This is a genomic window from Ruegeria sp. AM9 (assembly GCF_056540565.1).
Genome location: NZ_JBQFWY010000006.1, coordinates 106,362 through 117,070 on the forward strand (window position 1 = coordinate 106,362; position 10,709 = coordinate 117,070).

The 10,709-nt window shown below is 53.9% G+C and carries 12 protein-coding genes and 1 tRNA gene; 8 read left to right on the plus strand and 5 right to left on the minus strand.

Translation table 11 applies throughout. From position 1 onward, the window contains the following. Positions 1-127 precede the first annotated feature (127 nt). A tRNA-Ala gene (locus ACR0DO_RS12395) sits at positions 128-203 on the plus strand. Between the two features lie 63 nt (positions 204-266). Next, the gene (locus ACR0DO_RS12400; RefSeq protein ID WP_480559096.1) at positions 267-989 is read left to right on the plus strand and encodes a tyrosine-type recombinase/integrase; all 723 of its coding nucleotides are present in this window, start codon (positions 267-269) and stop codon (positions 987-989) included. A 129-nt stretch (positions 990-1,118) separates the two neighbouring features. Here the strand turns inward: ACR0DO_RS12400 and ACR0DO_RS12405 are convergent, their stop codons facing one another. Continuing rightward, positions 1,119-2,141: a helix-turn-helix domain-containing protein gene (locus ACR0DO_RS12405; protein WP_170469388.1), complete on the minus strand. Its 1,023-nt coding sequence runs from the start codon at positions 2,139-2,141 to the stop codon at positions 1,119-1,121. 96 nt (positions 2,142-2,237) lie between these two features. On the opposite strand from ACR0DO_RS12405, the gene ACR0DO_RS12410 reads away from it, so the two are divergent. Genes ACR0DO_RS12410 through ACR0DO_RS12420 form a run of 3 tightly spaced genes read left to right on the plus strand, consistent with a single transcriptional unit; the run spans position 2,238 to position 4,519 of the window. After that, entirely contained in the window at positions 2,238-2,777 is a 540-nt protein-coding gene (locus tag ACR0DO_RS12410; protein ID WP_480559098.1) for a DUF1254 domain-containing protein, read from the plus strand. Beyond that, on the plus strand, positions 2,746-2,991 hold the full coding sequence (locus ACR0DO_RS12415) for a DUF1214 domain-containing protein (RefSeq protein WP_480559100.1): 246 nt from the start codon (positions 2,746-2,748) through the stop codon (positions 2,989-2,991). The genes ACR0DO_RS12410 and ACR0DO_RS12415 overlap by 32 nt, the downstream gene beginning before the upstream one ends. Before the next feature lie 34 nt (positions 2,992-3,025). Next, on the plus strand, positions 3,026-4,519 hold the full coding sequence (locus tag ACR0DO_RS12420) for a DUF1254 domain-containing protein (RefSeq protein WP_170380003.1): 1,494 nt from the start codon (positions 3,026-3,028) through the stop codon (positions 4,517-4,519). 138 nt (positions 4,520-4,657) lie between these two features. Here ACR0DO_RS12420 and ACR0DO_RS12425 read toward each other — a convergent pair whose 3' ends face one another. From ACR0DO_RS12425 to ACR0DO_RS12435, 3 genes are read right to left on the minus strand one after another with little or no spacing between them, the layout of a single operon-like run. Next, the gene (locus ACR0DO_RS12425) at positions 4,658-4,960 is read right to left on the minus strand and encodes a hypothetical protein (RefSeq protein ID WP_214648679.1); all 303 of its coding nucleotides are present in this window, start codon (positions 4,958-4,960) and stop codon (positions 4,658-4,660) included. 60 nt (positions 4,961-5,020) lie between these two features. Then, entirely contained in the window at positions 5,021-5,791 is a 771-nt protein-coding gene (locus tag ACR0DO_RS12430) for a nuclear transport factor 2 family protein (RefSeq protein WP_170380001.1), read from the minus strand. 35 nt (positions 5,792-5,826) lie between these two features. After that, positions 5,827-6,711, minus strand: coding sequence for a VOC family protein (locus tag ACR0DO_RS12435; protein WP_480559102.1), 885 nt, complete (start codon positions 6,709-6,711; stop codon positions 5,827-5,829). A 14-nt stretch (positions 6,712-6,725) separates the two neighbouring features. On the opposite strand from ACR0DO_RS12435, the gene ACR0DO_RS12440 reads away from it, so the two are divergent. The 3 genes from ACR0DO_RS12440 to ACR0DO_RS12450 all read left to right on the plus strand — a co-directional run bounded on the left by ACR0DO_RS12440 (position 6,726) and on the right by ACR0DO_RS12450 (position 9,331). After that, positions 6,726-7,607: a LysR family transcriptional regulator gene (locus tag ACR0DO_RS12440; RefSeq protein WP_170379999.1), complete on the plus strand. Its 882-nt coding sequence runs from the start codon at positions 6,726-6,728 to the stop codon at positions 7,605-7,607. 343 nt (positions 7,608-7,950) lie between these two features. Next, positions 7,951-8,511 (plus strand): recombinase family protein, encoded by a 561-nt coding sequence (locus tag ACR0DO_RS12445; RefSeq protein WP_480559104.1) that lies wholly within the window; start codon positions 7,951-7,953, stop codon positions 8,509-8,511. Between the two features lie 253 nt (positions 8,512-8,764). Further along, positions 8,765-9,331: a recombinase family protein gene (locus tag ACR0DO_RS12450; RefSeq protein ID WP_480559106.1), complete on the plus strand. Its 567-nt coding sequence runs from the start codon at positions 8,765-8,767 to the stop codon at positions 9,329-9,331. Between the two features lie 181 nt (positions 9,332-9,512). Here the strand turns inward: ACR0DO_RS12450 and ACR0DO_RS12455 are convergent, their stop codons facing one another. Then, complete coding sequence (locus ACR0DO_RS12455) at positions 9,513-10,691, minus strand: hypothetical protein (RefSeq protein WP_480559108.1); 1,179 nt, start codon at positions 10,689-10,691, stop codon at positions 9,513-9,515. Positions 10,692-10,709 lie beyond the last annotated feature (18 nt).

The following is a 10,709-nucleotide window of genomic DNA, read 5'->3' on the forward strand; positions in this document are numbered from 1 at the left end:
GGCCCACGCCGCCTCATGCCCACCCCGGACGCGGGGCGGAAACTTTTTGGCATTTTCCATTTTTTGGACTTGCGCTCATCGCCACCGTCTCATAAACGTCCGTCCACTGCCTCGGCAGTATCTGGAAGGGGCCTTAGCTCAGTTGGGAGAGCGCTTGCATGGCATGCAAGAGGTCAGGGGTTCGACTCCCCTAGGCTCCACCAAAACCTAACAATACAACTAGATAGCAAGCATTAGAGCGGTGTGACACACAGGTGTGACACAAAATGAAGCTGCATGCGTATCTCTCACTGTCCCGACATGGCATCTACTACTTCCGTTGGCCACTGCCCGACACAAGACCAAAACCCCAGACTAGACCATGCACCACACGTAGGACCCTTCGGGTGTCTTTGCGTACAAGATGCCCTAAAGAGGCTGGTACTCTGGCACGGCGTCTTGCAGTGTGCGGCGACACAATAACAAAGCACATAGAAGTATCGGGCATGAACGTTGAAGACATTGACCATGAAGAGGGTATACACCTAATTCGGGTCCAAGAGAGCGACGAAGACCAACGCGTCAAGTTCGGCAAAAGCAGACTTGTTCCCATACACCCGGAGTTAGTTCGGCTTGGCTTCCTCCGCTTCGTACAGGCTCAGAGACAGGCAGGGCACAAGCGGATGTTCCCAGAACTAAAGCTGGGAGCGACAGGTTATTACTCAGATCAGGCCAGCAAAGACTTTAACCGCTACATCGACAGAATTGGTGTGAAGACTGCCAAGACCTCCTTCCACTCATTCCGCCATAACTTCAAAGATGCGTGCCGTCATGCTGGTGTGCAACCTGACATAAATGACATCCTCTTGGGTCATAAGCTGCCCGGTATGGCAGGGCGCTATGGCGACGGCAACGTACCTTTGCCCGTGCTAAGCGAAGCGATCTGCAAGATCAGGTACAGAGAACTGCGTTTAGCGCACGCCAAAGAGTACCGAGAAGCTGGAGGCTGAAGTTGGGCACAATGCGGTCGTTTGCTGCAACTAACTTTAAAGCCTACTTTGCGGACTTTATTGCCATTGGATCAAAGTCGGCTATGCGGACAAAGCAGACATTGGAAGATTGCTCTCGCGACCCACAAGTCAACTATTGTCGGAGTTCATCTTGCGATAGTCAGAGGGCGTCAGTCCCGTCACCTTCCTAAATGCGCGGCTGAAATTATTTGCGGTTTCATATCCTAGCATGGAGGAGATACTGGAGACTGTCTCGCGCGTATCTGTGAGGAGTTCCTCGGCCCTTGCTACCCTGACATCGTTGACGATTTCGCGAAAACGAACCCCTTCGGTTGCTAACTTCCGTTGTAGTGTGCGAACGCCAAGATCGAGCGAACGCGCGGTGGCATCAATCGACATTTCCTCCCGATGAAGTTGTTGCCAAACCACTTCCTCGACTTGTCCTCTAAGTGTTTGAGGTGGGCCGCCCAATCGTTCGCGAGAAATATCTCCGACGGTTGTCGAGCCGCCGGTAAGTTTTTTGGGCGTGGTTTCGGCTCGCAAAGCCGATGCATCAAAATCAACCCCAAGCCGGGAGGCGTTCCAGATTACAGGACAAGCGTAGGTGTCTTCTGCCTCGACAAATCCAGGAACCTTCGGGAAGTCCAAGAGCACGGCAGATGGCTTCCAGTCGCTTCCTAAATACGCGCGGAATATGCTCAAAAAAACCCCAACGGCCGAGAAGCCGATGTCCGGATACGCGAAATGCGAGCGAAGTCCAAAACGATAACAGTAGCGCGCGCTTGTGCCCGAAGTTTCAAGCCACGCGCGATCCGTAGACGAATGAAATGGCATGACGGCAGAAGCTCGTATTAGCGCTGCCCCCAGCGTTGGAGCAGAAAGAACGTAACTCCCCCAGGCGCCGTAGTCAGCGACAGTGAGATACGGTGACCACAACAATCCGATGTTTTGTTGTCCCGTGGATCGTGCGGCTTCGTGCACAAAGGTCGCCAAGGCATGCTCCGAGATGTAACCGCCTCTTTCCTCAATGAAGTGAACAGGAAGATCGGCAGAGTCAAAAGCACGCAACAAGCGTCTTTCCCCAGCGGCCTCAAGCACAAACTGGGGCATCGCGCCCAAGGCCTTAGCCGAAATCATCGGTGGTAGGTTCAATCCGTCAACCCGCTTGTTCGCCCGCGTGTCGTGAAATGATACGCATCGGCTGAACGGATGTGCAAGCTTTCCCTAAACAGCAGGGAGCATTGCAATATGAAAATACTTCGGCCATTACACGGCGGTTTTTCGATGCATTTTTTGGGAATGGTGCTCGGCGCAGGTATTTCTGCTTCACCAGTTTTCTCCCAGTCCTTCAACGACACGGGCGACATCCTTGCACGATCAGCCGAGGTCGAGGACATCGAGTACAAGATTATGGTGCAGCGTGCCACCCAGACGGCCATCTGGGGAATGCCTGCCGCCGGTATGATCGATTTCCTCAAGGGCATTCGCCGCGACCTCGGTGGCGACTACAATGACATCATTTATCTCAACAAGCCGTTCGACTCCAAACATGGGTTTCTTACGGCCAACGATGTTACGGCCTATGCTTGGGCTTCAATGACCTCCGAACCCGGTCCCCTTGTCATTGAAGTGCCCGCTGCCACCGACAAGGTGAACTACTTCGGTACAATCGTGAATGCTTGGGATGTTCCTATTGTGGACGTAGGTCCCGATGGTTTCGATGAAGGTGCCGGCGGCAAGTACCTCATGCTATTCGATGGAGACCAAGAGCTTCATCCGGAACGTTGATCCAGTGGGTCTGTCCGAGCGCGACACAGACTCTATGCAAGCCGATGAAGACGGTTCTTACGACATCTTTTTTGGACCGGAGGCACCGGAAGGCAAGGAAAGCAACTGGATACCAACCACAGAGCCGTACTTCCTTTTGTTCCGTCTATATGGGCCGCAAGACGGATGGTTGGAAAGTGGCTGGATGCTGGGCGATCTAGAAAAAGTAAACTGATCAAAACAAACAAAAATTCCCAATGGAGTGAACAATGAAAACAAAGTCGTTAGCCGTGCTGACCGCCCTGGTACTCGCATCGCAATCTCCAGCCCAAGAGTACAAGGCTGAAGTTCCGGATAGCATAATCGTACCGGATCAGGTGGAGACACGATTTGGAACGTTGGAATATTTTGACGGCTTGCCGACGCCGGATACAGCTAAGCTGTCGTATAACGCATTAAATTTCATGCGTGGCATGCAGGTATTCATGGATGGAATGCCTGCAGCCTCAACATATGCAATGTGTCACGGGCTCGAAGAGGGCGCTGGCGTTGATCCGATGAAGATCGGGATCTTTGAAGACCTGTATAACGCCCGTTCGCTTCTTCTCACGCCGAACACCACGACAATCTACATTCTTAACTGTACGGACCTGTCCGAAGGGCCAGTGGTTTACGACGTGCCGCCGGGCATGCTGGGGTTCGTGAACGATGCCTATATGCGTTATGTCACTGACATCGGGAACGCTGGGCCTGACGCTGGCGAGGGTGGGAAGTTCTTGATCGTTCCGCCCGACTATGAAGGTGAGTTGCCGGACGACGGTTACTATATTGTGAAGCCGCCAAGCTATCGGAACTGGTTTCTGTTGCGTGCGTTTTATGGGGAAGACGGCGTTGGAGCCGCAGTGGATCGTGTGAAGGAAACTCTTCGTGTTTACCGGTGGGAAGACCGCGACGCGCCGCCCGATCAGGAATTTGTGAACCTGACTGATCTTCAGTTCAACACGATACACGCCAATGACTTTTCCTTCTTTGAAGAGATGAAGGCCGTTGTAGACAACGAAGCGGAAGGAGCACTTCCCGATGAATTGATGGGAGCAATGTTCTCGCTGGGTATCCGAAAAGGTGAACCATTTGAACCCGATGACGAACTGAGGCTGCTGCTCACAGAGGCAGTCGCATTGGGCACGGCGGCGGCTAAGTCGTTGAATTTTGCTCCTCGCTCGCGTGCGCCATTCTACTATGACGAAGGGTATTGGAAGACGGCGTTCGTCGGTGGCAATCATGAGTTCCAGGCGGGGGACGTGAAAATCCTCGATGCGCGGACCCTGTTCCACTACTACGCGACTGGCATTACGCCTGCCATGGTTGCACAAAAGGTTGGTGTCGGGTCGCAATATGCGCTGGCAAACCGGGACAGTGACGGGAACTACTTCGATGGGAGCAACACCTATTCCGTCACCATCCCGCCAAATCCGCCCGCGCAGGATTACTGGTCTTTCGTCGTTTACGACACCCAAACCCGTTCACTGCTCGAAACTGATCAGAAACTCGCAGGGGTCGACAGCAACCAAGCTACATTGGAAGCGAATGAAGACGGAAGTTACACTGTCTGGTTCGCGCCTGAAGCGCCTGAAGGCAAAGAGGGCAACTGGATACAGACGATGCCGGGCAAATCTTGGTCGACCGTACTGCGATTGTATGGCCCTCTCGAGCCTTGGTTCGACGGATCGTGGCGCCCGGGCGAGATCGAACTTATGGAGTGATAGACTGTCAATTTAGCGCCCTAACAGTTCGCTATCGAGAACGAGATGTCGTGCCATGTGAGTGCGCATCCCGAACAACGCGACAACAACCAGGGGAGGGCGGCAACTACCTCGTAGTGCCGCCCTTCTGTTTGTCTGCTATCGCGCTAAATTGTAGCGTGTCATCGACATTGTGGTTGCATCGATCATGCTCATGAATCGTTCAGCAGCGGGTGCTGATGCAAAGCTATCCATGGACGCTTGGGCGTCTTCGGCACTTTCCCAGTTAACTACCACTGCCCATTTGCCATCTGTGAATGCAGCTTGGCGCGAGACAAAGCCTGGTTGTTTGCTGACATGCTCATCTTCGATGACTTTATCAACAGGTTCGAACTCTTGCGGTGTAACGCCTTCCGCAAGGTCCATCGTCACAATTTCAATGACGCCGACGTCTTGTGCCATTGCGTTACCTCCTACGAGCATTATCAGGGTGATCAAGAACGCTTTCATGATGGCACCCGATCAAAACTTTCCATTGTCGTGGGCCATCTCGGACGGGATGTCCGCGATTACGTCCCAATGCTCAACGATCTTGCCGTCTTCGACGCGGAACAGGTCATAGAAGGCAGTCGGCTTGTCGGCAAACGTGCCCTCGGAGGCGGTGAAGACAAAGTTGCCCTCGGCCACAACAATGTGGACGTCCGTGTAGATCATCTGGATGCCTTGCTCGGCCATGCCTGCAAGAGCCGCACCCAAACCGTCCAGACCGTCAGCAATGTTGCTGTTGTGCTGTATGTAGGTCTCCGTCGACAGAAATTCGGTTATCCGGTCAACGTCGCCATCCTTCAGGATGGTGTGCACAAAGTCTGTGACCAGCGCCTTGTTCTCAGCGGTCTTATCCAGATCGGTTATCTCAGTTGGACCATCGGTCTGAGTATGACCCGACGGGTTCGGCGGTGTGATTGGTGTCAGGTTGTCCCAGTGTTCTGCAACCTTTCCGTCCTCGACGCGGAAGACATCAAAGCCAACCAAGGTGTCTGCACCAAACGCCTGGGCGTTGTTGTAGGTGGTATGCAGGACGACGATATCGCCCTCCGTGATGACCCGGTGGATGTCCACCTCGATCCCGCTTTCCTTAAGACCGGGGATAAACCCCAGGATTGGAGCGGCACCTGTGGGTACAGCAGGGTTGTGCTGAATGTAGTCATTTGCCAGCAGTTGTTCGGCTGCGGTTGCGTCGAAGTTGACGAAAATGGCGGCTACAGCCTCCAATACGAGCTCTTTAGGTGTCATTGTTGTTGTCCTCTCTTGGTTTGATTTGACGATATTCACGCGGCGCAGGCTTGCGCCGAGTTGATCGTGAATTCAGTGCCCCACGGGTCGACCTTGCGGCCGGGCGTGAGAGTTTTGGGGTCTGCCAACAGCTCAACACTTGTGAGACCAGTGGCCCCAGCAGAGCGCGAGCCTGCTCCCTTGGATTGCCAAGCGTTTGTAGCTAGGTGGTGATGGTAGCCACCGGACCCGAACCAGCGGGCTGAGGGCAGCTCAAAGGTCTGAACCATACTCAGTTCGTCAGTAACGAATTTCGCTGCTTTGCTGACATCACCGACACGTAAATGAACGTGTCCGATGACTGTGCCTTGTGGTGCGCCTTGCCACTGTGTGGCATCTTCTGTGAGTGATTTCAGATCGAGCGGGTGCGTTGTCATGTGGACGGTATCGCCCTCGCGTTTCCACATTTTGCGAGGCAGGTCACGATAGATTTCGATGCCGTTTCCTTCGGGATCGTTCAGATAAAGCGCCTCGCTGACACCGTGGTGGGATGCCCCGTCCAGGCGAACACCGCGCTCATCCGCGTAGATCAGCCATGCGCCGAGGTCTTGTTTGGAAGGCAACAGAAATGCCGTGTGAAACAGCCCCGCCTCTTTAGGAAAGGGTTTGGCGTTTCGGTCCTGGCGCAGCTCGATCAGCGTTCCAGCCTCGGTGCCGAGGTAGGCGCTTTCACCGTCGCGTTCGATCAGGCCGAGGCCAATCACGTCTTCATAGAAGGTGGCGGTCTTATCCAGATCGCGCACCGTCAGGGCGACCTGACCTATTGAGATGGGGGCGTCTGACGCTGCCATGTTCTTTTCTCCTGCGATTAAGCTTGAGAGGAACTTAGCGATGGTCTTTTCTCCATAAAATGGCGATAAGAGCGAGTGTGTATCGCGCAAATGGAGACAATTCTATGGACCGGATCGACGGGATGCAGAGCTTCGTGGCTGTTGTGGAATCCGGTTCTTTTGCCGCCGCCGGACAACGGCTTGGCATTTCAAACAAGCTGGTCAGCAAGCGTGTCGCACAGCTCGAAAACATGGTTGGGCTGAATCTTCTCCATCGCACCACCAGGTCTATGTCGCTGACCCACGAGGGGGAGCGATATCTGGAAGGAGCGCGACGAGTGCTGGCTGAGATGGAGCAGTTGGAGACTGAGTTTGACGCTTCAGAGGGCTTGAAGGGCATCGTTCGTGTGGCCGCGCCCCTTACCTATGGCGACACGGCGGTGGCTAAAGCAGCAAGCCGCTTCGTAGAGCAACACCCGAACGTCACGGTCGAATTGGACTTGTCGGATCATTATGCCGATCTGGCCAAGGGCGGTTTCGATATCGCAATACGGATCGGCGCGCTCAGTGACTCCAGTTTGGTCGTTCGCAAGCTTGGTGAAACGCATATGAAAGTCGTCGCGACCCCTTCCTACCTTGAAGAACATGGCGCACCTTCACATCCTGCGGAACTCTCGGACCACATTTGCATTCGAGATGCGAACAACCCGGATCCAAACCGCTGGCCCTTCCAGATCGAAGGGCAAACCGTGCAGGTGCCTGTCTCTGGCCCATTTCTCGCAAACAGTCCTCCCGCCTGCCTCGTTCCGACGCGCGCAGGGAGCGGCATCTTCATATGCCCAGATGTGTTTTTGGGGGACGACCTTGAAACCGGACGTCTTGTGCAACTCTTTCCGGAGTTCCATTCCCGCACTTTGCCGATCCAAAGCGTGCAGTTGCCTTCGGCCTTTCGAAAGCCGCGTGTTAAGTCCTTTGTCGAGTTTATGCGTGAAGAGATTCGAGCGTAGGAAGTCCAAAGCAGTCACTCGCGCTATGCGCAGCATTTGGTAGGTATGGGCTCAGGGCGGTCATTCGCTGCATACAGCGTCAATGTCCGCTGCTTAGGCCGAATTTACTGTAATTTTTTGGCGAATTTTTTCGAGCCCGTATCTATAGCTCCGGACAGCCTGAGCTCCCCCCATGGGGTAGTCAGCATATGTCTTGGCCCTTTTGTATAGTATTGCTGTTTCACAAGGCCCTGCCCCAGCGACACAACCAGCACACACGCAAATTGTGTCTCACAGATGTTGACTTTGCTTTTTGAGACAGTATGTGTCTCAATATTTAAGACTTTGAGAGACGGAACAGATCATGCTTGTTGGCTATGCTAGGACTTCGACTTTAGATCAAACGGCTGGGCTTGATGCTCAACTACGGGAACTAGAAAAAGCCGGGTGCGAGAAGGTTTTCACCGAACAGGTATCCTCAGTGGATGTGAGAGCGCGTGAGAAGCTCACAGAGGCGCTCAACTTTGTCCGAGAGGGTGATCACCTAGTAGTCACCAAACTAGACCGACTGGCGCGCTCTATGGCCCACCTGATGGAAATCCGTAACCAGCTTGACGCCGTTCGGGCGCACCTAACGATCTTGGGGTTAAGTCTCGACACTTCCACTGCCCAAGGCAAGCTGATGTTGAACCTGCTGGGAAGCGTGGCTGAGTTTGAGCGTGAGATTATGCTGGAGCGTCAGCGTGAAGGAATTGCCAAGGCCAAAGCCGCTGGAAAATACAAAGGGCGCAAACCAACCGCATTGGAAAAGTCGGACGAGGTGCTTGCGCTGGCAGGTGAAGGCATCGGCGCCTCCAAGATTGCAAATGACCTCGGCATCAGCCGTGCGTCGGTGTACCGGATATTAAATGCAGGTCAAAGCTGACCGCTGCTACCCGCGTTGTTGACGAGCGAAACGGATGCCAAGCTGAAGCTTAACAGACTTACGCTCGCGCCGTGTCATCAATCTTCTTTGCTAACCCGCGCCTAAACTCGATGCACCCGCATTTGTCCGAATTGAGTATACCCTGACCTGACAGCAGAAAAACTGCGGGAAGTGTCAGATTAGACTTATCGAATCATTTATCTGACAGTACGGTAACTTCAGACACGCAAATCGGACAGTTGGAGGTTGGTGAATGGGCGAGCTCATAGGTTACGCTCGGGTTTCTAGCGCAGGTCAGAAACTGGAAGTGCAGAACGCCGCCCTGACGGGCGCGGGGTGCGGTCGAATATTCGCTGAGAAAAAGAGCGGGACCAAAACGCAAGGGCGTTTGGAACTTGAGCGTATGCTGGATTACGTCAGAGAGGGCGATACGGTTGTGTGTGTGCGTCTTGACCGACTTGCGCGCTCTACACGCGATCTGCTCCAGATCGCCGCGACGTTGGAGCAGAAAGGCGTAAACCTGAAGGTGCTCGAACAGGAAATCGACACCAGCACACCTGCCGGTCGCCTATTCTTTACGATGATTGCCGCCATTGGCGAGTTCGAGACGGAACTCCGCAAAGAACGTCAACGCGAAGGCATAGATGCTGCATTGGCAAAAGGAGCTGACAGTCCCTTCAAGGGACGTCCAGCGAAGATAAACTTGCAGGATGTGCAGGAAGCACTCGAACGCCAAAACGGGAGCAAGGCCGCAGCAGCGCGCGAATTGGGTATCAGTAGAGACAGCATCTATCGCCTGATCAAGCAAACAGCGGCATAGGGGCTGGGATGGCCGGGCAGGCGAGCCCTGACGCGCGCTGCGCACGTCCTCCCTGTCGCCAGAAATTGCGTGAACAATTTGTCTTTATTTGAGGCGGGACCCAGAGGCGGGGGTAGTCCGGTTTTCGGATCGCACCACGGTGCCTGTAAGCGAGTTGCCGAGTAACTTTATGGTTACAGGGTCACGACGGGAAAATGCCAGCAGCAAAATTTATTCTGCCAACACTTCGCAAGCCCTCGACGAAGTGACGTCGGAAATTTGTTTTGCTCATAAGGTCGTGAACTTCTTGGCGGAAGTCGTTGCGGGCTCTGAACTCACGCTTCTTGTTTTCTAGTCTGGGCTCATAGAATTCAGGGAACACACCGTCTCTTGCCAAATAGAAGACCGTCTCTGCATCAGCGAATTCATCTTCTGTGAGTTCGCGCGTTATGGCTTCATGCACTTTGGCGTCATCGCCCATTCTTTGTAGCATCGCGGCGCGGTCGAGTTTGAAATAGTCTATTCCGAGATCATCGGCCTTGGTACGTGGTGGGTGCAGTTTGTCCCATTGCTCAAGTAGCCAAACCGCCTTGGTGTCTGAGAGATGAGTCAAGTCCGTCTCGATGCCAATGAGGCCAGAAAGCCCCCGGTTTTCTTGAATTTTGTTGAGTGCGAGACTGAACTGCCTGTTGCCTAGCGCGAAACGCTCTTTAATCCTGCGCTTGCATTCGTCGAATTCTGCCGTTGCCCAATTCTCTCGCTTTGGGAGCATTCCAGCAATTTTCACGAGATCACGGCGAGAGCAATGTGTCGTTCTTGTGCCCGTCCGCCATTCGTCACAAAGCGAATAGGAACGATTTCTTATGTTCTTTAGCGCGTCCTGTAACGTGCCGAGGCTCCTCCGTATGACGGCAATGTTTGCAAGGGCCTTCCCCTCCATGCTGCGCTGTCCATCGCGGTTTTCGTGGAAGCGAAGCTCCTGTCCATCGTCGTCAATCTGGGCGAGGCTGTCGACGTATGGCTGGAGCACTGACAACCGCTCTCGGAAAAGCTCGTCGGGTATGACTTTCGATTCAAGGAAGGCCAGATGTGACGCGATATCGTGGTTTTTCGGATGGCCGCCACCTAAAATGCCTGCCCGGACTAACTCACCGATTACCAGCTTGAGGGTGAGTTCTATAGCGTGGCGTGCGTTGTAGAGTATAGGCAAGACGAGCGTGTCGCGTTTCTCGTACATGCGCTTCTCTAGAACCGCCGCAGCCAACTCTATCGCCGCCTCGATGTATCCATCTGCGTAGTTCTCTTCATCGCCTTGACGACCGATGCAGGCGTTCCATTCGGTATCGTCACCAAGATCAAAGAATAGGTCAGGCTGCGACATGGTTAGTCGATGTCCAGT